The organism is Carboxylicivirga litoralis, assembly GCF_025499605.1.
In the GTDB taxonomy this organism is placed as follows: Bacteria; Bacteroidota; Bacteroidia; order Bacteroidales; family Marinilabiliaceae; genus Carboxylicivirga; species Carboxylicivirga litoralis.
The window spans coordinates 160,881-184,539 of record NZ_JAFMVC010000001.1 but is presented as its reverse complement, the minus strand read 5'-3'; the positions used below and the strand labels follow the sequence as shown (position 1 = coordinate 184,539).

The following is a 23,659-nucleotide window of genomic DNA, read 5'->3' as shown; positions in this document are numbered from 1 at the left end:
ACCGATTTAATTTTTCAATTCTTCCTTTAATAGCTAAAACTACTTCCTCCTAAAAACTCACGGATGATTGATGTTGGAGGAATTTCGCTGGGCTGAATAGGTTTAAAATAGCTGAAGAAGTTCAGTAAACGTCGTGCTTCGGCATATTCAGCCTGATTAGGTTGAACCTCCAAAAGAATAGGTTCGGCCTGTTGTTTAAGCACCGATAACTCATATAACAATGCCGTGTTAAACATTACATCAGCTTCCTCCTGGTATGGGAAAATATGTGAGTCTTCGCCTCGCCTTACACTAGGCCAACGCGAAATAGTATCCTGTGCCGAATATTTGCGGTATTTGTAATCGCGCACTATACGGCGTATTAATCGATTATCAGTAGTATGTATCAAGTTTTGATTATCAATATTGACTGATGTTAAGGCCGAAACATATATTTTGAATTTCGATTGATCCGGGATTAAGTGTGTTAGTTGTGGATTAAGCCCGTGAATGCCTTCTACAATCAATATATTATCCTTATTCATTTGTAGTTTTTCGCCATCGTAGTAACGTTGCCCTGTTTCAAAGTTGAATTTAGGAATCTCCACTTCTTTGCCTGCCAACAGCCCCAGCAGCTGTTCATTGAATAGTTCAACATCAAGCGCATTTAATGCTTCAAAATCGTATTCTCCATTTTCATCGCGAGGTGTGTTTTCTCGGTCGACAAAGTAATTATCCAGCGATAGGTTAAGTGGTTTCATACCGGCTACCATCAACTGGATAGCCAATCGTTTCCCAAAGGTTGTTTTGCCACTTGATGATGGACCACTTATCAAAACCAGTTTGACTGATTTTTTTTGTTCATCAATCATATCAGCTATGTGACCGATTTTCTTCTCGTGCAAGGCTTCTGAAATCTTGATTAACGTCTCTGCTTTTCCATTGGAGCATGAGTCGTTAATATCAGCCAGGTTACGTACGTTTAACACCCGATTCCATTCAGCAAATTCCTGGAAAATGTCAAACATCTTATTCTGCACCACAATATCTTCCAACTCATCGGGGTGTGTGCGCTTAGGTATTTGTAGCAACATACCATTATAATATTTGATGAGGTCGAAAACCTTGAGGTAACCAGTTGATGGTACCAGGTGCCCATAGTATAAACCAATGTGTTTTTCAAGTTGGTGATAGGATGTATATAATTGTCCGCGATGGCGGATAAGGGCTGTCTTGTCGGCTTGTTTTTCGTGTTCAAACCGTTTAATCACATCTTCTGATTCCTCCTGACGATGAAAAAATGGGGTGTCGGAGTCAATAATTTCTTGCATCCGATCATGAATACGCATCACATCATCTATATCAAGCTCTTCGCCTTCAACCGAGCAGTAGGTGCCTTTCGAAACAGAATGCTCAATACGAAGTTGTGCGTCGGGGTAGATTTCATTGACGGCTTTGTATAAGACTAATGATAAACTGCGAATATACATGCGCATACCATCAGGCCGTGTAATGTCAATAAATTCAATGGTTTTAGGATGATATATTTCGTAGGACAACTCGCGCAGCTTATTGTTGACATAGGCACCAAGAATGGGGGTCCTGAGCTTGATGTTCATGTCTTTGGCGATGTCTTTTAATGATGTACCAACATCATAACAGCTGGTCTTGCCGTTGTTGAGGCATTTTATATTTGCGGTCTTCATTGTGTATGTATTATTGTTTGGGTAATAAAAATATAACTTTTAATGAAGATTTATCAAATAAACTGTTCGAATCGGCTTATATAATGGATGGACTATATGTGCTTGAAATAGCAATTGTATTTGTGTTGAAACATTAGAGCGAAAAGAGAAATTCAGTAACGGGAGCTGATAATTCATTACTTTTGTGTTTTTGATACGAATAAGCCACTATTATTAAAAAGTTATGTATAGCGCAGTATGAAGGTAGGAATTATTGGAGGAGGAGCTGCCGGGTTTTTCTCGGCTATGGCAGTAAAGGAGAATTATCCCAATGCTGATGTTATTATTTTTGAAAAGTCGCGAAAAGTATTGTCGAAAGTAAAGATATCGGGTGGCGGTCGTTGCAATGTTACCAACGGATGTACGTCTATTCCTGAATTGTTAAAAGCATACCCGCGCGGAGGACGAAGTTTAAAAAAGGTCTTTCATGTATTTAGTACTTCAGATACCATGAAGTGGTTTAAGTCACGCGGAGTTCCCTTGGTTGTTCAGGATGACAATTGTGTGTTTCCTGTTTCGCAGGACTCTCAGAGTATTATCGATTGTTTTTTAAAAGAGTGCCGCCGGTTGGGGGTTCAGATAATAACGCATGCTGGAATTAATGCCATCAAACCAAAGGCAAAAGGTCTGGAGTTGCAGTTTGTGGATGATGCTCGTAAGCCTGAGCAATTTGATAAAGTTATTGTAACTACAGGTGGTTCTCCAACACTAATTGGTTTAAAATGGCTTCAAGAGCTTGGGCATAAAATAGAAACACCAGTTCCATCGTTATTTACTTTTAATATGCCAGGCGAAAAAGTCAGGAAACTAATGGGGGTTGTGGTGGAGAATGCAATGGTGGCCATTCAGGGAACAAAGCTCAAGGCTCAAGGGCCTTTGTTGATAACACATTGGGGCATGAGTGGGCCGGCTATTCTTAAGCTATCGGCTTTTGGTGCGCGTTTGATTAACGAGACGAATTATCATTTTAAATTCCAGGTTAACTGGTGTAATGAGCAGCGAAATGATGTGGTATTCAATACGCTGCAGTCGATTGCAGAACAATCGCCCAACAAAGTATTGGCCAATGTAAAACCTTATGGGCTATCGGAGAGGCTGTGGCTTTTTTTATTGGAAAAGTGTGAGTTGTCGAGTCGAAAAAAATGGGGTGAGCTGGGCAAAAAAGGAATGAATAAGCTCACTAATATTTTGGTGAATGATATTTATTCAGTTGATGGTAGTTCTAAGTTTAGAGAAGAGTTTGTGACATGTGGTGGTGTAAGTCTTCAGAGTATCAACCTGAATACTATGGAAAGTAAGGTGTGTGATAACCTCTATTTTGCCGGTGAGGTGTTGGATATTGATGCCATCACTGGTGGTTATAACTTACAGGCAGCCTGGTCAACAGGATTTGTGGCCGGGCAGTTAAAATAAAAAAAAGCGCCTGAGATTTTCAGACGCTCTTTGCGGTCAATACAAGTATTATTTCGTCAACCATGAATGTAACATCCAGATGGTTTTTTCCTGCTGGCTGATATAATCGGTTAATAAGGTAATTGTTCCTTCATCTTCAGCGTCTTGTGCTAACGGTAGCATTGCTTTTTCAACTTTAACCAGAGTTGCCATATTTTCTAGGGTTAACTCCATGCACTGATTGCCATTGGTAATGTTTTTGGTAGTTTTAATCTCAGCAGTTTCCAAGTAATCGGCAAAAGCATGCATTGGGGTGCCTCCTAAGGTTAAAATACGTTCGGCAATTTCGTCGATTTTTACCACAGCATCGTTGTATAGCTCTTCGAATTTTAAATGTAATTCAAAAAATTTCTCACCCTTTACATTCCAGTGAAACCCTCTTAGGTTCTGATAAAATAATTGGTAGTTGGCCAACAAGTTATTTAGGTCGTTTATTAATTGAGCACTTTCTTGTTTTTTTAGTCCTAATAGTTCGTTAATTGTCTTCATATTATACTGTAATTATTTGTTTAAATTTTCTGATACAAATATATCTGTTGCATTGATATCAATCAAATAGATAAATTTTATATATTGCATCAGTAATATTTATAATAATTGATAAACAGATGCTTGGACTTAATTTGCAACAGCTTGAATATCTGGTTGCCGTTGATAATTATAAGCAATTTACCATTGCAGCAGAGAAATGTTTTGTTACTCAGCCTACTTTGAGTATGCAAATCAAGAAAGCAGAAGAGCAATTAGATATTGTCATTTTTGACCGAACCAAACAACCGGTCTTAACAACGCCTGTGGGGAAAAAAATCATTGAACAAGCTCGTGTTGTGATTAATGAGTTTAATCGACTGGAAGAAATTGTACGTGAGGAATCGGGAAGGATAGAAGGTAATTTAACGGTTGGTATCATTCCATCATTGGCACCCTATTTATTGCCGCTGTTTGTGGGACATTTTAAAAATAATAATCCTTTGGTGAAAATTTCTTTTAAAGAAATGATAACCGAGGAGTTAGTCAAGGCGCTTAAGCAAGACGTGTTGGATGCCGCCATTCTCGTTACACCCCTGGAAGAAAATGACATCATTGAGCAACCTTTGTTTTATGAAGATGTGTTGATTTATGCTCACCCGGATCATTTGCTCAATAAGGTTGATTCTTTAACAGTTGATATGTTAACACCCTCGGGCTTATGGCTGCTGGATGAAGGGCACTGTTTTCGTTCACAAGTATTAAATGTATGTCAGCTGCAGGCCGATGTCAGTTCAGAATCACCTTTGCATTTCGAAAGTGGTTCTTTAGATACTATTCGTAAAATGGTGGACACAGAAGGTGGTTATACCTTATTGCCGGGTTTAGCTACTGAGGAGTTGGCTTTTGATTTGCATAAGCAGGTCAAAGAATTTGAATCACCTGTTCCGCTTCGTGAGGTGAGTTTAGTGTATTCGCGTGCCTTCTATAAACGTTTGTTACTTGATCGGCTTTCTGATTCTATAAAAACATCTGTGCCAGAAGAAATGTTGCATAAAGACCGCGGCCATATAGTTGAGTGGAAGTAAACTGTTAGTTATTTTTTACCGCGTTTAAAATTAGCTGAATTGTTTCATCGTTAAGGTTCAGGTTGTGCTGGATTTCATCGCTACTAATTGTTGCAGTAGAAATGCCAAACGAGTCAAGAGCATTCATCAAGGCGCAATAGGCGCGTAAAGCAATCAGGTATTCATTATTGGTGTTAGAGTAGTACTTTGTTTTCAACAAATTACGCAAGGATTCAGGGGCTTTTGAGAGTCGGGTTGGAACTAAATCGGCACTGGCTAGTGAACGAATGATTAAGGTGCTATCTTCTGAAATAAACTGAAGTTGAACCACACGATTAATGGCGTTCTTCGTTAATGGTGATTGGTATTCTCTTACGCGGTTATGGTATTTTATGTCGGTGCTTTTTAACGAATCGGGCATGGGTAATTTCCCAATTTCGAGCCTGATGTTTTTAAAAGACTGGAGAATAGATAATTGCTTGCTTGTCCAAATGAGGTTGATTGGTTTTTGATACTCATCTGGGTTAAAGTGGATAAGAAAGGTAGTATCAATGGACAGTTTTTCAGATATTAAGTGTTCTGGTTGTTGTTCAATGGCATCGGTAATGCTCACATAGGCTTGAACTTCATCTTTTTTTGTTCCTTCTAATGAGTAACCGGCTGATAATAATCGTATTTCCAACTCGCGCTCCTGTGGGCTGGCCGGAAATATCAAATCCTGAGTAGGTGCATTAAACCTCACGCCCGATGGAAAAGTATAAATATCATCTTTGAAGGTCCATTGCTGTGGAGAGGGGCCTAGCAGCTCAATCATACTCTGTAATTTCTTCTCAGCATTGTCAATGGTTCTATAGTCTTTTGAGGCTTCCTGTTCCAGTTCTTTAATGCGTTGTTCTTTTTCACTCAATGAAGTTAATTTGGCGTCTATCAGGCGCAATCTGTACTCAATGGCTTCGGTGTTGTCAGGTTCATATTTTTTTAATGTGTCAATCTCACTTTCCAATTTTTCAATCTGCTCATTAATAAGTTGTTTATTGTTATATGCCTTCTGCAACAGTTTGTTTGATTGGAGCTTCAGCATTGGTTTTTCAATGTTCTGCTGGCGATGTTGTTCAATGCGTTCCATAGGTGAGATGCCGGTGCTCAATTGACTATCAGGCGACAGGTTTTTAGTGTTTGAGATGGCAAAGAGATGGTAACTAACCGTATCATCTGTTACTATTAACATGGGTTTGAACGATGAATCGAGTCCCCAAAGTGACGTATGTAAGGCCATTGGTTGGCCTGCTGGGATGGTCATTTTTTTTGATAAGTGTGGTCGTAATTTCAATTCATTATTTCTGGTTCGTGTTTGGTAAGTAAATAAACCAATACCTTTCCCATACCACCGCTTTGTACTGTCCTGTGGATTGAGTTCCCATTCGTATAAAAGTCCTGCTGTTCCACTGCCTTCGCCCGCTGCCAAAAATGTTGTGCTGGCCAATGTCTGGCCACCCGAAAGAGTGCTGAAATGATACTGACTTCTCTTAAAGCTGTAGTTGGTTACTGTCTCGCTCCATTTGTTTAGCAGCAGCTTTTGATTCTCTACATCAATTTTGAGCCTATCCAGTTGCTCCATCTTTTTGAATATGGGCAAGGAGGGGTGCATAATACTGGTGTAAAGTTCTGCTTTTTTCTTATTGCTTAGACGGCTCGGGATATAAGGTTTTAAGGTCGATTGCAGCTGAGTAAACAAAGAATCGTTGCAAAGTTCTTTATTATAGATGCAGTTTTTTAACGCTTCGTTCAATTCCCAAAGAGTCAGTTTTATGGCAGCTTCGGCAATTAAACCGTGTGATGAGTGTGCGATGCTTAAATAATCAATTTCAAGGCTTTGCGGTTGGTGCTTCTGATAATACGCAATGGCATCATAATCGATGTAACTATCGCTATAATGGTTTTTTATAAATGCTTGTTGGTCAAAAGAAAAGTACGAATCCCAGTTGCTTTTTAATACTGGTGTTTTTTGTACAATCCGATACAACCATATTTCCTGTTGCGAAGTGAGTTTCTGCGCATGTATCGAAAAGCAGGAACTTATAATAAGGGCAATGCTAAGGAGATATTGGGGCATAAAATCATGTTTCAATTGAAATACGGAAAGTAGCGAAAATAGTTTTCAAATTATGTCACCACGTATTATTGTTGTCACCACTTGAAAACTAAAGTCTATCTTTGCGCTATGCAACAGTTACAGAAAATAAGTAAAGCAGCGCTACATAATCTGAAGATACAGGCAATTAACCCTATGCAGGAGGCCGCGTTTGGTGCAATAAAAGACAGGCAGGATGTTGTGTTGTTATCGCCAACCGGTTCTGGTAAAACACTGGCATTTCTATTGCCACTTTTAGAGGGGCTCGATCGTGATAATTCAGGGGTTCAGGTTTTGATTTTGGCTCCGGCCCGCGAATTAGCTTTGCAAATAGAGCAGGTATTTAAGCAAATGCGAACAGGTTTTAAAGTTAACTGTTGTTATGGTGGTCATTCGATTAAAACGGAAATTAATAACCTGCAACATCCACCAGCTGTTCTGATTGGTACACCAGGGCGGATAGCCGATCACTTGCGGCGTGGTTCGTTTAATGCTTCTTCCATTCGCTTTCTGGTTTTAGATGAGTTTGATAAAGCGCTGGAACTGGGCTTTCAGAAAGAGATGAAGGAAATTATTAATGAACTGAAAAATGTCAGACAGCGGGTGTTAACATCGGCCACAGCTATGGATGAAATACCGACATTTACGCGATTAAAAAGTCCTGAAGAACTTAATTTTATAGAAGAAACTAATGTGCCTCACAAGCTTGAATTGAAAGCCGTTCGAGCAGAAGGAAAGGATAAACTGGATGTATTTGTTCGCTTGATTTGTTATTTGGGAAATGCTCCTATGCTGGCTTTTGTTAACCACCGTGATGCGGCTGATAGAATCAGTAATCACCTGAAGCAACAAGGAGTAGAGCACGATGTGTTTCATGGAGGTATGAAGCAGGAAGAGCGTGAGCGTGCATTATTAAAGTTCCGAAATGGCAGTCATCATTTGTTGATAACTACTGATTTAGCTTCGCGCGGTTTAGATATCCCTGAAATTCAATATGTCATTCATTATCACTTGCCATCTAAAGAGGATGCTTTTGTGCATCGCAATGGCCGCACAGCTCGTATGCACGCTGATGGGACAGCTTATCTGGTTATGGCAGAGGAAGAGTCAGTTCCCGAATTTGTATCCGATAATATTGTGTTTGAAGACTTAGCAATGGAGATGCCTTTGCCAGAACTCCCCGAATGGCAAACCATTTATATTGGCAGTGGGAAAAAAGATAAAGTTAACAAAGTAGATATTGTTGGTCTCTTTCTTAAAAAAGGAAAGCTGCAGAAAGACGAACTGGGATTGATTGATGTGCTCGATTATAGCGCTTTTGTTGCTGTTCGAAGAACGAAAATTAAGAAAGTGCTACAGCTTCTGAAAAATGAAAGAATAAAAGGCAAGAAGCTGAAGATGGGAATTTCGAAGTAAAAAAAATGCGCTACCTGTTTTAAAGTAGCGCATACAAGTTTTTTACCAATCCAAACCATACTTATCGCTTATATCAAGCGGAGGCATCTCACCATCCAAGGGTTTGAGGTCTTTTACATACCAATCCATCCAGCCAATTTGGCGGTAAAGCACATCAATGCGGCCAACCTGCTTGCGGTTACCATGGCCTTCACCCGGGTATTGCACCAGGCGAACTGCCGGATGTTCATTCATCTTCATACGACGATATAGCTCCATGCTTTGTGAAGGATGGATGCGTGGATCGGCAGCACCACCATAAATTAACGTGGCCGTTTTACTTTTATGAGCGTGGTAAACAGGACTGCGTTTCAGGTTCATATCCCACTGTTTTTCCAACGGTTCGCCACTATGTACATACAGCTCTTCATAAGCAATATCAGTGGTTCCTTTTTTACTGATGATGTTGGTAATACCTACAAAAACAGCTGCTGCCTTGATGTAATCGGTGTAGTAGGTAGCGAACCATGCAGAAGCATATCCGCCGTAAGAGCCACCGGCCATGCCAACGCGGTTTTTATCTGCACTGTAGTTGTTAACCAGGTAATCAATGCCATCAGCTAAGTCATCAAACTCTTTACCTGCCGGGTCTTTAAAGCCTTCCATCGCAAAATCAACGCCATAACCTGTGCTGGCACGATAGTTAAAATAAGCTACTAAATAGCCTTTTCCTGCCATCACTTGTCCGGGAGTTGAATAACCCGAAAGCCAGCCATTGGAATGGTGAGATTCAGGTCCTCCGTGTACATAAACAATTAAAGGGTATTTTTCGCCTGTTTTATAACCAACCGGTTTCATCAACAAACCTTCTATGTTTAAACCATCGCGGGCAGAGAAGTTAATCACTTCTTGTTCGCCTAATGTATTTTTGGATAGTTCAGGATTGATATCAGTTATTTTGCTTGGCTCACTTTTACCATTCCATTTATAGATATTTGACATGTCTTTAGGAGTGCTTCCACTGAAAGCGAATGACTTAAAATCAGCAGAGAAGACAGGTGCGCTGAAAATGGTTCCGCTAGTTTTAGCATCTAATATTAGTTTTCGTTTACTGTTTTTAAGCGCAACGGTGTATAGTTTTGGATAAACACCTTCGTGTACCAGGTAAACAATTTCTTTGTTGCTCTTCCAATCGCCCCAGCTGATATGGCCTTTGTAGTTTTTCGGAGTTAAGTTAGAGGTTTCGCCACTTTCAATATTAACTTTATAAAGCTGGCTAACAGCATGGTCGTTAATGTTTAAAGCACCGGTGTAAGTCAAGTGCATTCCATCGGGACTAAAACTGTAATTGCCTAGTTTACCAACGTTGTCAAGCACACGTTTTACTTTTCCGGTTTCAAGGTTGAAGATGTGAATTTTGCGAAACATATATTTTTGATCAATCAACTTTAGGCCTGTCGCTGTGTAAGCAAGCTGCTTACCTGTTTTGTCGAAGTTAAAATCCCAAATGTTAACCTCTTTCGTAATTTGAGTTCTGGCTGTTAGCTTAAAATGCTCATCAATTTTAATCAGGAACAGATTATCGTTTTTGATGTTCTCTTCGTAAAAGATAAAGTCATAGCCGCGTTTTTTAAGCTCTTTTTCTCTGTCTGTTTTTGGTGTTGTTGACAGGTAAGCAAAGCCTTTTCCGTCCGGGTTCCACATAAAGCTGTTTACACCATTACTTTCATTGGTGATTTTAATAGCCTCGTCTTGGCCCTTAGGAATAACAAATATTTGGTTGGCTCCTTCTGTTCGCATTCTAAAAGCCAGATGTTTACCATCGTTGCTCCACCGTGGTGAACTTCCGGCAATATCATCCTTAAAAAGAGGTGTGCTTGTGTTGGTTTTTAAATCGGCCAACATATATTTTACGTGCGAACCTCCGGGTGCTTCATTGGGGGTTCGAGGTGTATAAACCGTATAAATCAATTTTATACCATCGGGGTGCATCTGCACCGTTCTGCTTGATTTAAGATGAAGTAATTCATCAGGTGTTAAAACATCCTGAGCTATTGTTTGAAAGCTTGCAAGTAGCAATATGGCCAGTAAAAAACTGGTAATAGAAAGTGAACGCATAATTAATATGATTGAATTTGAAATAAAGATATGAAGATTGAAAGGGAATGGGTATGATATAAGTTAGAATCCGTTCAGGGTAAGCAAAAAAATACTAGTTTCGTTGAAAAATCTGCTTATGCCTTGGGAAAAGAAATGGTTTCAATTTGCTGTTTTGCTGCTGTTAGCCTTTATATGGGGTAGCTCTTTTATTTTAATGAAGATTGGTTTGAAAAGCTTCACCAGTGTTCAAACCGCTTCGTTGCGTATAGGTTTTGCATCGCTGTTTCTTTTACCATTATCAGTTAAATACCTAAAGCAATTGAAACGAAAAGACCTGTTACCATTGTTTATTGCTGGGTTTCTTGGGAATTTCCTGCCTGCTTTTTTGTTTACGAAAGCACAGACTCGCATTGATAGCGCTTTGGCAGGTATGTTAAATTCACTGACGCCTGTTTTTACAATGCTTGTGGGTTTGTTGTTTTTTAAATTAAAGGTGAAAGGGCGGCAGTTTATTGGTATTTCCTTGGGTTTGCTGGGGGCTCTAGGTTTGATTACATCGGGCAAAGATGTGGCATTGAGTAATATTAATAGCTATGCTTTTTTTATTGTGTTGGCTACCATCTGCTATGCTTTTAATATTAATGTGGTAAAGTCATTTTTGGGTCATTTGTCAGGTGTTAAAATAACGGCGCTTTCGTTCCTTTTTATAGGTCCACCAGCTATAATTAACTTCTTTATGTCTGACTGGCAAAGTGTAGGAATGAGCTTTGATTGGCAATGGCATTTAGCAGCCCTCGCTGTATTAGGAATTATGGGAACGGCCATTGCAATGTTAATGATGAATACGCTTATTGGTTATGCATCCCCTGTTTTTGCCTCGTCTGTAACTTATGTAATTCCGATTTTTGCCATTTCATGGGGGGTGTTTGATGGCGAGATTATTACGGCTTTCCATCTATTATTTATGGGTGTTGTATTGATAGGTGTTTACCTGATTAACCGCAAAAAAAAAGGCTGCCGATAATTCGACAGCCTCAGCATAATCATTGATATTTTTCTTTCTACTTGTTTTGTTCTTTTATCAAATTCAAAGCAGAACCAGCTTTAAACCAGGCTATTTGTTGCTCGTTGTATGAGTGATTAGCCGTAATAACATCTTTAGAACCATCAGTGTGAACAAGCTCTATTTGCAAAGGTTTGCCAGGAGCAAATGCATCTAAATCAAGGAAGTTAAACGTATCATCTTCCATAATTTTATCGTAGTCAGCTTCATTGGCAAAGGTTAAACCAAGCATTCCCTGCTTCTTAAGGTTTGTTTCGTGAATGCGGGCAAAACTCTTCACCAAAACAGCACGAACTCCCATGTGACGCGGTTCCATAGCAGCATGCTCGCGCGACGAACCTTCGCCATAGTTATGATCTCCCACAACAATGGTTGGGATACCTTCTGCTTTGTAGGCACGCTGTGTAGCTGGTACTTCACCATATTCACCTGTTAATTGATTTTTTACATTGTTAGTCTCTTCATTGAAGAAGTTAACGGCACCAATCAACATGTTGTTAGAAATGTTATCTAGATGACCACGGAACTTCAGCCATGGACCGGCCATCGAGATGTGGTCAGTCGTACATTTGCCTTTAGCTTTAATAAGCAATCGAGCTCCGGTAATATTTTTTCCATCCCAGGGGGTAAATGGGGTTAATAACTGAAGACGATCGCTTTCAGGACTCACTACTACTTCAATGTCTGAGCCATCTTCAGCAGGAGCCTGATAACCCGCATCTTTCACATCAAAGCCTTTAGGCGGCAATTCGTGCCCTGTTGGTTCATCTAACTTCACCTCTTCACCTTTCTCATTTTTGAGTGTGTCAGTAATAGGGTTAAAGCCTAAATCACCAGCAATAGCTAAAGCCGTAACTAATTCGGGAGAGCCAACAAAAGCATAGGTATTTGGATTACCATCGGCACGTTTGGCAAAGTTACGGTTGAACGAATGAACAATGGTATTTTTTTCTTGTTTTTCGGCTCCTACACGCGCCCACATTCCAATACATGGTCCACAGGCATTAGCGTAAACTTCACCACCCATTTGGTTGAACGTGTCAATCAAACCATCACGTTCAATGGTGTAGCGAACTTGTTCTGAGCCTGGTGTAATTTTAAATTCGCCAGCTGCTTTCAAGTTCTTCTCTGCTGCTTGCTTGGCAACAGATGCCGCTCTTGAAATATCTTCGTATGAAGAGTTGGTACATGAACCAATTAAGCCTACTTCAACCTTTAGTGGCCAGCCATTTTTCTCAGCTTCTTCACGCATTTTTGATATTGGGGTTGCCTTATCAGGCGTAAATGGGCCATTTAAATGTGGTTCTAAAGTATTTAAATCGATTTCGATTACCTGGTCGAAATATTTTTCAGGATTAGCATAAACTTCTGCATCGGCTGTCAGGTGTTCTTTAACCTCATTGGCAGCCGCTGCAACATCAGCACGGCCAGTCGCTTCAAGATAGCGCGCCATTGATGCATCATATCCAAAGGTTGAGGTGGTTGCGCCAATTTCAGCACCCATGTTACAGATCGTTCCTTTACCAGTACAGCTAATTGATTTGGCACCATCGCCAAAATACTCAACAATACATCCGGTTCCTCCTTTTACAGTTAAAAGGCCAGCCACTTTTAAGATAATGTCTTTAGGCGCAGCCCATCCATTTAGTTGGCCGGTTAATTTAACGCCAATAAGTTTTGGAAATTTCAGTTCCCAAGGCATGCCCGCCATTACATCAACGGCATCGGCACCACCTACACCAATCGCAACCATACCTAACCCACCGGCATTAACAGTGTGTGAATCAGTTCCAATCATCATACCACCTGGAAAGGCGTAGTTTTCAAGTACTACCTGGTGAATAATACCAGCTCCCGGTTTCCAAAAGCCAATGCCATATTTATTGGATACAGAACTTAAGAAGTCGTACACTTCTTTATTGGTCACTTCAGCAGTGGCCAAATCTTTATCAGCACCCACTTGAGCCTGAATCAGGTGATCGGCATGTGCAGTTGAAGGAACGGCTACTCGCGTTTTGCCAGCTTGCATAAACTGCAATAATGCCATTTGCGCAGTAGCATCCTGCATCGCTACCCTGTCGGGGTTAAAGTTGACATATGATGCACCTCGTTCATGAGGTGTACCTGGTAGATTGTCAGATAGATGCGCATACAGAATCTTTTCGGTTAAAGTAAGAGGTTTATTAAGCATTTGGCGCGTTTTTTCAACTTTGCCAGGTAGCTCGTTATAGACCTTTTTAATCATTTCAATATCAAAAGCCATTCTACTATTGGTTTAATATTATTATTATCGATTTTATTACGAATTATAAGGACAACAAACTTACTAAAAAAGAGCTTAGGTAGTGTTATGTTTTGTAACAGTTAAAATGGGAATTGGTTGTAGATTTAGCAGGCAATCTGAATAGTTTTAGTAACTTGATGCCTGAATTATTTTTGCTGAAACTCACCCGATATGAAGCTGACACTGATATATGAGAACCTTCGCATAGCATTGGGTTCGATCCGAACAAATCTGCTAAGGACCATTTTAACCATCCTGATTATTGGTATTGGCTTAACGGCACTCATTGGGATATTAACAGCTATATCATCTATTCAGGCGACTATAAGTAGCAAATTTACAGGCATGGGAGCCAACTCATTTACGATTGAGAACAGGGGTATTAACGTGCAGATTGGTAAGCGTGAATTGCGTAATAAGCGCTATGGGTCAATTTCCTTTAGGGAAGCCATGCAATTTAAAGATGAGTTTGATTTTCCTGCAGTCGTGGCTGTTTCGCATAATGCCACTGGTGGAGCAACTGTTAAACATGAGTCTGATAAATCGAACCCGAACGTGATGGTGATTGGTGTTGATGAGAATTTTATGGATGTTGAAGGGCATAATATTGCGCGAGGTAGGAATTTTACACAACAAGAAATAAAGGATAATCGCTATGTGGCTGTTTTGGGAAGTGCACTGGCAAAAAAAGTGTTTCCAAATAATCAAGATCCGGTGGATAAAGTTATTCTTTCGGGCGGTGCTAAATATAGGGTTATAGGTGTTCTAGAAGAGAAAGGAGCGGGTTTTGGTTCACAAAGCGATAATATTTTGTTGCTTCCGGTAACAAATGTACGCCAGGTTTTTAGTCGACCAAACATGTCTTATAAAATAGTAGTGAAGGCCAATGATAGTGGGCAAGTCGATGTAGCTATTTCAGAAGCGACCGGTTTGTTCCGGATTATTCGTCGTTTGACCATCCATGATGAGGATAATTTCAATATTAATAAAAGTGATAACCTCTCTCGCTTGTTAATTGAAAGTACTGGTCAGGTGACTATGATAGCAGCAATAATTGGCTTAATTACCTTACTGGGGGCAGCTATTGGTCTGATGAATATTATGCTCGTAGCAGTAGCAGAGCGTACACGAGAAATCGGTATTCGTAAGGCTATTGGGGCCAGCAGCAAAGCTATCCGTAATCAATTTTTATTCGAATCGATCATTATTGGCCAATTGGGAGGATTGGTTGGCATCATACTTGGCATATTGGTTGGTAACCTTATGTCAATGGCCTTGCAATCTGATTTTATTGTGCCCTGGAACTGGGTAATACTCGGGGTTGTTGTTTGTCTGGGTGTTGGTTTAGCTTCGGGTTTAATGCCTGCTGTTAAAGCTTCAAAATTAGATCCTATTGAGTCATTACGATATGAATAATATTGAATTGTTGTTTTGATTATATCTATAATTATTAAACAAAAATCCTTATAACGAAGTTTCTTATATAAACGGCTTAATGCATTGTTTAATTGCTTGGGTCTATTGTCAGGTAAGAAAGAACGTTTTGAAGATGGCTTTTTATCAATTTACATGTCGTCAATATATTGATGCTTCTCTTGAAGAGGTGTGGGATTTTATTGCCACACCATCAAATTTGAACAGGATTACGCCACAATCGATGGGTTTTGAAATTTTGACTTCTGATTTGCCCTCACAAATGTACGAAGGAATGATTATACATTATCGAGTACGGCCTTTACCATTTTACACAACTGAATGGGTCACAGAAATTACACATATCAAGCATGGAGATTATTTTGTTGATGAGCAACGTGTAGGACCCTATAAAATGTGGCACCACCAACATCGATTACAACCAAGTGGTAGTGGTGTTGAAATGTTTGATATTGTGAGTTATCAATTGCCAATGGGATTATTGGGTCGATTAGGTAATTACCTGGTAGTTACGAATCGCTTGAAGCAAATATTTGACTATAGAAAGAAAGCCATAGATGAATACTTCGTAAGGAATAATAGATTGTGTTCATAAAGTGATGAAATAAGAATTATATAATTGTTTTTGTGCTATGGATATAATGCCAACCAAAATAATTTGTGATTTTAGTAAAGGAGACGATCAGTTAAAATGGGTAATTGTTAATGATGGCTTAATAGGTGGTTGTTGAAAGGACGCATTGCCATTAATAATAAAAGTCACGGTGTCTTTTCTGGAGTTATTTCCTTGGATATTTATAGTGTGTTTTCATCGTTGAGAGCGAGGCTTATTTCCTCAGATGTAAATTCCTGTCAGAAAATAGAGATTCGAATAATAGGGTATAGTCAGAGTATTTGTTACGTGTTAAGTCCAATAGCGATGATGCTTATTTATATCTTACTTTCAGCCTTCAGGAGAATGAAGCGGAGCTTGAGTTTGATTTATGAGAATTTTATCCTTCATTTAGAGGTAGAAAACTCAATGTGACCAACTATCATAAAATCAGAATGGAAGAATTAGGCTTTCTAATCGGTAATAGAAAAGAAAGAATTTCCATTTAGAGATTGATTATATAGAGCTTCTCTGTCTGGTGTATTTTTATTTGGCAAAGCTGATATATTTCAGAAAAAATAACATTGTAATTAATTTCTTTTGCAAAAGTATTGACATTCGTGCTATTTGCTATTATTATGTTATTGTGTAAATGCTCAATCGTCATTTATCCTAAAGAGTTATATGAACAGGTTATCATGAGTCGTTGAAGGTTTATTAATAAGTAGGACAATTTTTAGATTTTCACATCTGGGTTTGGGAACTTAAAAGGTTAGAACTTGCACCTGGTACTTTTGATACCTGTTCTTATTATAAATAACAGTAAATTAGTCTGATATATTATTTTATTTCTTGATGTATTTCAATTTTTGCATTAAACATGCCTTAACACGCAAGAGTTATTAGTGCTTTCCTATGAAAAGTTTGGTGTATAAAATTTCTATCGTTTGTGATATTTTTTTTAGGGATATAAAGATAATTAAATATGCAAACAATAGTAGTATCATAAAGTGCATGATATTAGGGATTTGATGTGTGTACTAGTAGTGGTTGATTGATTCTTAATGTTAATAAAAGTAAGGTTTATTGCAACCTTTATTCATTCAGATGCGTAAAATTTGCATGAAAATGTAGAGAAGTATATCACATAGGGGGTTACATAGTGTAGGTGGTTATATTTATTGTAACATTGGTAATAACAAGTGAGAGTTGGACGGTATCTTACATCTCACCTTACATTAACCAACATGAGAAGAATTTGTATTTATCTTCTACTATTGACGTTGTATACAACGGTCAATGGTCAGATCGGTCGTGAGTTTTGGTTTGCAGCACCTGACGTGTGGGAAGGCTGTGGCGATGAGCCAGTTGTGTTAAGGGTAACTACCTTTGATGAAGCCGCAACTATAACAATTAGTTTACCGGCACAAGGCGGTAAAATATTGGGTAAACAAACTGTGGGAGCCCACTCTCATTATGGCTTTCAGCTAAATAAGAGTGATGTGGAAAACAGACCTGCTAACCAGGTTAATAACAAAGGAATTTTAATAAGGGCAAGTGCCGATATTGCTGCCTACTATGATGTTAGCGCAGTTGATAATCCTGATAAGTTTATTCTGAAAGAGGATAATGCTTTGGGGTTTGAGTTTTTTATCCCATCGCAAAATGTTTATAGTAACAATTCGGAATATGGTGGCAATGCCAATGAAAAAGCAGATATTGTTGCTAGCGAAGACAATACAACGGTTACCATTACTCCTTCTGTTGATATAACCGGCCATTCGGCAGGTGAGCCATTTGATATTATTCTGAACCAGGGACAAACCTATTGCATTGAGTGTCGCGATATATCTACATCAGCCGCATTGGCCGGAACACAAATTACCGCAGATAAGCGGATCGCCGTTACCATATCCGACGACGCCATTATTGAAGATGTTGATAACTTTCCGAATGATTTAATAGGTGATCAACTCATTCCGGTTAATGTGATTGGTAATGAGTATGTGGCCATTAATACCAGTAAAGCAGCATCCAGTTATAAGAACCAAAACTCGGTTCAAAAGGTATTTGTGATGGCCATTGAGGATAATACCTTGGTTTTTACAAATAACACCACTAAGAATACAAAGGCTTTAAATAAAGGTGAGATAGCGGAGTTTGATATTTCGGACCATGCCTTATTTATTTATGCCACCAAACGTGTATATGCCTACCAGTTAACTGGTTTGGTTAATCCTAATGCCAGCACGATTGCCAATGAAATAGGAAGTGCTATTTTACCAAGTTACAGTTGTAATGGTTCCAACAGCGTTTCGTTTACGCGGGTGTTTAACCGCGATTTTTGGGTCAATATTATTATCAAACGAAAAGATGTAAAAAACTTCAGTCTTTATGATAATACCGGGCATGATATAAATGTAAATAAATACATTAATAGCTGGCAAACCGTACCTGGTCAGGATACCGGTCAGGAGGCCTGGGTGTGTTGCGCTGTCAACTTAAATAACTTAAGTACTGGTGTGCCGTATCGATTAGTGAACTCAACTGGTTTATTTCATTTGTGCATTCTTGATGAAAGTGATTCGGACATCACCGGAGGAGGCGCCAGTTTTGGCTACTTTTCATCTTATAATTCCTTTTATGCCAGTGGAGCCGGAGATAAGTGCCTGGGCGAGGAAATACAACTGGAAGCGAAAGATGGTATGAAAACTTACACCTGGTATTCAATCGAAACAGGTAACCAGGTGCTTTCTACCGACAGGATATTTACAGTTACCGAACCAGGCAAATATTGGGTGGAGTCTGAAGTTGCCTTTGGTGGCTGTGTTATAGCCGACACGCTGGATGTTGATTTCTTTTTTCCTGAAGTGGAATTGGGCAATGATACCGTGGTGTGTGAAGGTGAGGTGATAGACTATTCATTAGATGATGCTTATGCGTCTTATTTGTGGAGCAATGGCGATAATGATTCGGAAACACAATTTGTAGCTGATGGAACAGCGTCAGAACTAAGTGTACTGGTTACTGATGCAATGGGTTGTACCAATAGCGACACAGTGCAGGTTGGAATAGCGCCTGTTCCTGAAATTAGCCTAAGTACAACCACTGTTTGTGAGGGGGAGGCTGTAACTAACACCAGCGACTTCGAACGTTACGAGTGGAGTTTTAATGGCGTTGTTTTAAATACCGATGAGTCACAAAACTGGATTCGTCCAACGCAAAGCGGAACGTATTCGCTCACAGTCTGGACGGCAGAAGGTTGTTCAAAAACCGAAACGATTGATATTACAGTGGTGGAATCGCCTGTTTTAAACCTTAGTGATCAAGCTGCTTGCGAAGGAAGTACAGCAACTATTACAGCTCCGTCCGGGTTTAATTCGTATAGCTGGAGCACGGGTGAAACAACGCAGTCGATTGATGTGACGTCATCATCAACGTATACTTTGGAAGTTACCGATGAGAATGGTTGTATAGCTACGGATGATGTTGATGTGAGCTTTCATCAGCCGCTTACCATTGATCTGGGGCCCGACAGGGAAGAGTGTGTTGGCATTACTATTAGTATTTCAAATGAATCGAACTATTCGGATTTTAAATGGACATTTGAACCGGATAATGATCCCGGAACTGTTGTTGATTTAAATCCATCACCGGCGTATCAATATGATATTGTTAACTCAACAGTTGATAATAGTGGACGTTACCGGGTTGAAGCAACCGATGTTAATGGCTGTCCGGTGAGTGATGAAATTGTGTTTACTTTTCAAACAGCCAATCCAATTGATTTAATTATAACAGAAGATTTGTGTGTGGGAAACTCAGTGGACGTTATTGCCAGCCCTGGTTATGACTCTTATTCATGGACAATTGATGGGGTCGCACGACCTGAGTTTGATGACCAGAATCAAATTACAAATGTGTCATCAGAGGCTGTTTATGAAGTGGTTGCTACGGCAGGTACTTGCCAGAAGCGCAATGAAATTACGGTGGATGAGCATGAGCTTCCAACGGTAACGCTTCCGGCTCAGTTAGCTCTTTGTGATGGTGACTCTAGAGAATTAAATGTAGAATCTTATCACTCACCGGTTTCTGCAGCCTTAGACTACCTGTATTGGAATAATGATGACACCAAGCGATATGGCGATTGGCCAACGGCAACTTACTCAGTTGATGCACCGGGAACATATTCTGTTACAGTCGTTGATGAGTTTGGTTGTGAGGCAAGTGACCAGGTTGATGTGGGCAGTGTGACTTCATTAAATTTAGAGCTGGGGCAGCCTCAAACAGTCTGTGATTATGAGACGATAACATTGGTTAATCCTGAGGCAGCTAACTCACAAAGCTATAGTTGGTATCAGGCTTCATCAACAGGAGAGACATTGTTGATTGAAAATACATCGTACGATGTGACTAATTCAGGAACTTATATTTTGCGCCTGATTGATAACAATGGTTGTGAAGCATCAGATGAGGTGGTGGTTAACGTGCATCCTTCACCTTCGGTCGATTTAGGCGATGATATCAGTGCTTGTGGTGATGTTAGCCTTAGTATTACGCCGAGTAGTTTGCATGACCGATATGAATGGAATGATAATCCGGCTTTAGATACCCATGAACTATTAGTGACCCAATCAGGTAATTATAAGCTGAAGGTGTGGAATAATTATGGATGCGTGGCCGAAGATAACATAGCGGTAACACTAAGTGCTGCTCCGCAAGTTGATTTGCCCGATAATATCGCTTGTGCCGGAACTGAGTTTACGCTCACAGGACCTTCTGGTACGTATCAATATTTGTGGAGTACGGGTGAAACAACACAGAGCATTACGGTTACCAATGGTGCGTATTCACTAAAAGTAACCGATGAAAATGGCTGTGTTGGAACTGGTGAAGGTTCAGTAATGTGGCGACCCGTGCCAAAAGTGGATTTAGGACCGGATATGATCATCTGTCCATCGGAATTATGGGTGCTTGATGCCGGCGATGGTTTCGCCTCATATGATTGGCACAATGGAGAGAGTACTCAATTAATTACCGCCAACTTAATGGATACTGTGAATACGGTTGTGGTAACAGATGAATTCGGATGTCAGGGTTTTGATTCGCAAACGGTCAAGCATAAAGTGGCTGCTCCATTAGAATTATTGAATGATACAGCAATCTGTTCGCTGGAAACCATCTGGATAGATGCCGATGCTGGTTTTGAGCAGTACGAATGGAGTACTGGTGAAGTATTTCCAACCATTGAACTGCAAGAAGAAGGAACGTATTGGTTGCGAGCTTATGATGGTTGTATTTGGGCTACGGATACCATGCAGCTGATTGTGCATCCAACGCCAGTTGTCGCTGCGCTGGATACCACGATTTATGCCCAGGTTATTGTTTTGGCCGATGGCGGAACAGAGCCTTATCAATATGCTATTAACGAAGAGGATTTACAAGAAAGTAATGTGTTCTCCAACCTGTCAAATGGGGATTATATTTTTACTGTGGAGGATTTGAATGGTTGTATGGCTGCTGATACAATTAGCATGAATAATATTCTGGATATTGCCATTCCACCAGTTCTGACGCCCAATGGTGATGGTTATAACGATACATGGCAAATTGGCGGTCTGGAAAGGCTACCGGATACGATCATTCGGATCTTTGACCGATATGGAAAGTTATTAACAGAGTATTATGCCAGTGATCCACCGTGGGATGGAAAGTATCTGGGCAAACCTGTTCAGTCCGATGCGTATTGGTACGTCATTCAACTTATGCCTGTCAATAAAATATTGAAAGGTCACCTAACTATTAAACGATAAACCTTAACTGTTGATATTGTGAGGAAGATCAAGGTAATATTATTGTTGCTTTTGCTTGTAAAGATTGGCTATTCGCAGAAATACTATCTGACGAATCAATATGTGTATGATTTGTTTCAGATGAATCCGGCAGCTGCCGCATTTCATAAAAACTGTGTGACGGCCACCGGTATATTTCAAAAACAATGGTTTGGAACCGATATGGCACCAACTTATCAGGTGTTTAGTTTTCAAATACCGATCATGCAACAGCTAGGCTCGGGTACCTATGTTTACAATGATCGTAATGGTTATTATAAAGAGATGGGCTTCCATCAGGCTTTTTCATACGAGCTGCAGCTCACAAAAACGAAAAGAAGAGCGATGACCTTGTCGTTTGGCTTAGCCTTTAACTTGGAGCAGAGCTCTTTGCAGGTGGAAGAATTGTTAGATCCAGATTACTTCGATCCGGCCATTACCGGTGGTAACGAAAGTGGCTGGGGTTTTAATGCGAGTGCTGGTGTTTTGCTGAAATACAACGATTACCATATCGGAGTGGGAGTAACCAACTTATTGCCACAGACCAATCCGATGTATTCCCATGAGGATGAACCCGATTTGACCACTGATTTTCATATTCATGCCGGGGGAAGCTACAAAATTCCTGATCGAGATTTCTATATTGAACCAACGTTTCTTTATCGACGTAATATGTATGTAGATAGCCGGATGGATGCTAACTTAAAGCTTTATATGCCGACACCTGATCCAGATTGGGCCACATGGGGACTTGTATCGTATCGGCATACCACTGAAGAAAAGATTGGCAAATCGCTTGGAATGGCTGTGACAGGAGGAGTGGTGTACAAAAACTTTAGTGTTGGACTCGAATATCAATTTGGCTTAACTAAGGCACGTTCGGCTTATGGTAATACTTACCAGCTGGTGGTTAATTACCGCATATGTCGCGATAAGAGTAAGAGTGCAATACCCTGTTCAATTGAAAGACGAAATAAACGACATAATTACAAGTTTCTTAGCTATTAACTATTTTGGCGCTCGGTAATTATTAGACACAAAAAAGGCTTCCAAAACTGGAAGCCTTTTCAATATGATTGAGAGAATCAATTATTTTACTGATTCCATGTACTCGATCAATTCACATACTTTAGCTGAGTAACCCATTTCGTTATCGTACCATGATACAACTTTTACGAAAGTGTCAGTTAATGCGATACCAGCTTTAGCGTCGAATACTGAAGTTTGAGTTTCACCGATGAAATCGTTAGAAACAACTGCATCTTCAGTGTATCCAAGAACACCAGCTAATTCGCCTTCAGAAGCTTCTTTCATTGCAGCGCAAATCTCTTCGTAAGACGCACCTTTTGCTAAGTTTACAGTTAAGTCAACTACTGATACATCAGGAGTTGGTACGCGGAATGCCATACCAGTTAACTTACCATTCAACTCAGGAATTACTTTACCTACAGCTTTAGCAGCACCAGTTGATGAAGGAATGATGTTCTGACCAGCACCACGTCCACCTCTCCAGTCTTTAGCTGAAGGACCGTCAACAGTTTTCTGAGTTGCAGTTGTAGCGTGAACAGTTGTCATTAAACCGTCTACGATACCGAATTTGTCATTCAATACTTTAGCGATAGGAGCTAAACAGTTAGTAGTACAAGATGCATTTGACACGAAAGTCATGTCGTTAGTGTACTTCTTGTTGTTAACACCCATTACGAACATAGGAGTGTCGTCCTTAGAAGGAGCAGACATTACAACTTTTTTAGCACCAGCGTCGATGTGACCTTGTGCTTTTTCTTTTGTTAAGAAAAGACCAGTTGACTCAACTACATAGTCAGCGCCTACAGCACCCCATGCAATGTCAGCAGGATTTCTTTCAGCAGTTACACGGATTTCATCACCGTTAACGATTAACTTACCGTCTTTTACTTCAACAGTACCGTCGAAACGACCGTGAGTTGAATCATATTTCAACATGTAAGCCATGTAATCTACATCGATCAAGTCGTTGATTGCAACAACTTGTACAGTTCCTTTAGCTACAGCCTGACGGAAAACGAAACGTCCGATACGGCCAAAACCGTTAATCCCAATCTTGATTTTTGACATTTTATTGCTTTTTTAAGAATT

Annotated in this window: 14 protein-coding genes; 8 read left to right on the top strand and 6 right to left on the bottom strand. The window is 39.9% G+C overall.

The window, feature by feature from the left end; all coding sequences use genetic code 11:
- Window positions 1-26: 26 nt before the first annotated feature.
- A complete protein-coding gene (locus J1N10_RS00755; RefSeq protein ID WP_262324760.1) occupies window positions 27-1,685 on the bottom strand; it encodes a nucleoside kinase in 1,659 nt (552 codons plus the stop codon).
- Between the two features lie 237 nt (window positions 1,686-1,922).
- On the opposite strand from J1N10_RS00755, the gene J1N10_RS00750 reads away from it, so the two are divergent.
- Window positions 1,923-3,137, top strand: coding sequence for a BaiN/RdsA family NAD(P)/FAD-dependent oxidoreductase (locus J1N10_RS00750; RefSeq protein ID WP_262324759.1), 1,215 nt, complete (start codon window positions 1,923-1,925; stop codon window positions 3,135-3,137).
- A gap of 48 nt (window positions 3,138-3,185) precedes the next feature.
- On the opposite strand, the gene J1N10_RS00745 is transcribed toward J1N10_RS00750, so the two are convergent.
- A complete protein-coding gene (locus tag J1N10_RS00745; RefSeq protein ID WP_262324758.1) occupies window positions 3,186-3,665 on the bottom strand; it encodes a Dps family protein in 480 nt (159 codons plus the stop codon).
- Window positions 3,666-3,784: 119 nt separating this feature from the next.
- On the opposite strand from J1N10_RS00745, the gene J1N10_RS00740 reads away from it, so the two are divergent.
- Complete coding sequence (locus J1N10_RS00740) at window positions 3,785-4,732, top strand: hydrogen peroxide-inducible genes activator (RefSeq protein ID WP_262324757.1); 948 nt, start codon at window positions 3,785-3,787, stop codon at window positions 4,730-4,732.
- 4 nt (window positions 4,733-4,736) lie between these two features.
- On the opposite strand, the gene J1N10_RS00735 is transcribed toward J1N10_RS00740, so the two are convergent.
- On the bottom strand, window positions 4,737-6,824 hold the full coding sequence (locus tag J1N10_RS00735) for a hypothetical protein (protein ID WP_262324756.1): 2,088 nt from the start codon (window positions 6,822-6,824) through the stop codon (window positions 4,737-4,739).
- A gap of 108 nt (window positions 6,825-6,932) precedes the next feature.
- Between J1N10_RS00735 and J1N10_RS00730 the strand changes: the two genes are divergently transcribed.
- Entirely contained in the window at window positions 6,933-8,258 is a 1,326-nt protein-coding gene (locus tag J1N10_RS00730; RefSeq protein WP_262324755.1) for a DEAD/DEAH box helicase, read from the top strand.
- 42 nt (window positions 8,259-8,300) lie between these two features.
- On the opposite strand, the gene J1N10_RS00725 is transcribed toward J1N10_RS00730, so the two are convergent.
- Complete coding sequence (locus tag J1N10_RS00725) at window positions 8,301-10,355, bottom strand: S9 family peptidase (RefSeq protein WP_262324754.1); 2,055 nt, start codon at window positions 10,353-10,355, stop codon at window positions 8,301-8,303.
- Window positions 10,356-10,473: 118 nt separating this feature from the next.
- Here J1N10_RS00725 and J1N10_RS00720 point away from each other — a divergent pair, with 118 nt between their 5' ends.
- Entirely contained in the window at window positions 10,474-11,361 is an 888-nt protein-coding gene (locus J1N10_RS00720) for a DMT family transporter (RefSeq protein WP_262324753.1), read from the top strand.
- A 37-nt stretch (window positions 11,362-11,398) separates the two neighbouring features.
- Here J1N10_RS00720 and J1N10_RS00715 read toward each other — a convergent pair whose 3' ends face one another.
- The gene (locus J1N10_RS00715) at window positions 11,399-13,663 is read right to left on the bottom strand and encodes an aconitate hydratase (protein ID WP_262324752.1); all 2,265 of its coding nucleotides are present in this window, start codon (window positions 13,661-13,663) and stop codon (window positions 11,399-11,401) included.
- A 192-nt stretch (window positions 13,664-13,855) separates the two neighbouring features.
- Here J1N10_RS00715 and J1N10_RS00710 point away from each other — a divergent pair, with 192 nt between their 5' ends.
- From J1N10_RS00710 to J1N10_RS00695, 4 genes are all read left to right on the top strand, one after another.
- Window positions 13,856-15,100, top strand: coding sequence for an ABC transporter permease (locus J1N10_RS00710; protein WP_262324751.1), 1,245 nt, complete (start codon window positions 13,856-13,858; stop codon window positions 15,098-15,100).
- A gap of 133 nt (window positions 15,101-15,233) precedes the next feature.
- Window positions 15,234-15,713 carry an SRPBCC family protein gene (locus J1N10_RS00705; protein WP_262324750.1) on the top strand — a complete coding sequence of 160 codons (480 nt, stop codon included), beginning with the start codon at window positions 15,234-15,236 and terminating at the stop codon, window positions 15,711-15,713.
- Between the two features lie 1,244 nt (window positions 15,714-16,957).
- The gene (locus tag J1N10_RS00700) at window positions 16,958-21,523 is read left to right on the top strand and encodes a T9SS type B sorting domain-containing protein (protein ID WP_262324749.1); all 4,566 of its coding nucleotides are present in this window, start codon (window positions 16,958-16,960) and stop codon (window positions 21,521-21,523) included.
- Between the two features lie 18 nt (window positions 21,524-21,541).
- A complete protein-coding gene (locus J1N10_RS00695; RefSeq protein WP_262324748.1) occupies window positions 21,542-22,549 on the top strand; it encodes a PorP/SprF family type IX secretion system membrane protein in 1,008 nt (335 codons plus the stop codon).
- 81 nt (window positions 22,550-22,630) lie between these two features.
- Here the strand turns inward: J1N10_RS00695 and gap are convergent, their stop codons facing one another.
- Window positions 22,631-23,638, bottom strand: a complete 1,008-nt coding sequence (gene gap / locus J1N10_RS00690; protein ID WP_262324747.1) for a type I glyceraldehyde-3-phosphate dehydrogenase — start codon at window positions 23,636-23,638, stop codon at window positions 22,631-22,633.
- Window positions 23,639-23,659 lie beyond the last annotated feature (21 nt).

What these genes read in the sequence shown, in the direction of transcription:
- J1N10_RS00755 (WP_262324760.1), bottom strand. Translation starts at nt 1,685, where the DNA reads ATGAAGACCGCAAATATAAAATGCCTCAACAACGGCAAGACCAGCTGT.
- J1N10_RS00750 (WP_262324759.1), top strand. Translation starts at nt 1,923, where the DNA reads ATGAAGGTAGGAATTATTGGAGGAGGAGCTGCCGGGTTTTTCTCGGCT.
- J1N10_RS00745 (WP_262324758.1), bottom strand. Translation starts at nt 3,665, where the DNA reads ATGAAGACAATTAACGAACTATTAGGACTAAAAAAACAAGAAAGTGCT.
- J1N10_RS00740 (WP_262324757.1), top strand. Translation starts at nt 3,785, where the DNA reads ATGCTTGGACTTAATTTGCAACAGCTTGAATATCTGGTTGCCGTTGAT.
- J1N10_RS00735 (WP_262324756.1), bottom strand. Translation starts at nt 6,824, where the DNA reads ATGCCCCAATATCTCCTTAGCATTGCCCTTATTATAAGTTCCTGCTTT.
- J1N10_RS00730 (WP_262324755.1), top strand. Translation starts at nt 6,933, where the DNA reads ATGCAACAGTTACAGAAAATAAGTAAAGCAGCGCTACATAATCTGAAG.
- J1N10_RS00725 (WP_262324754.1), bottom strand. Translation starts at nt 10,355, where the DNA reads ATGCGTTCACTTTCTATTACCAGTTTTTTACTGGCCATATTGCTACTT.
- J1N10_RS00720 (WP_262324753.1), top strand. Translation starts at nt 10,474, where the DNA reads ATGCCTTGGGAAAAGAAATGGTTTCAATTTGCTGTTTTGCTGCTGTTA.
- J1N10_RS00715 (WP_262324752.1), bottom strand. Translation starts at nt 13,663, where the DNA reads ATGGCTTTTGATATTGAAATGATTAAAAAGGTCTATAACGAGCTACCT.
- J1N10_RS00710 (WP_262324751.1), top strand. Translation starts at nt 13,856, where the DNA reads ATGAAGCTGACACTGATATATGAGAACCTTCGCATAGCATTGGGTTCG.
- J1N10_RS00705 (WP_262324750.1), top strand. Translation starts at nt 15,234, where the DNA reads ATGGCTTTTTATCAATTTACATGTCGTCAATATATTGATGCTTCTCTT.
- J1N10_RS00700 (WP_262324749.1), top strand. Translation starts at nt 16,958, where the DNA reads ATGAGAAGAATTTGTATTTATCTTCTACTATTGACGTTGTATACAACG.
- gap (WP_262324747.1), bottom strand. Translation starts at nt 23,638, where the DNA reads ATGTCAAAAATCAAGATTGGGATTAACGGTTTTGGCCGTATCGGACGT.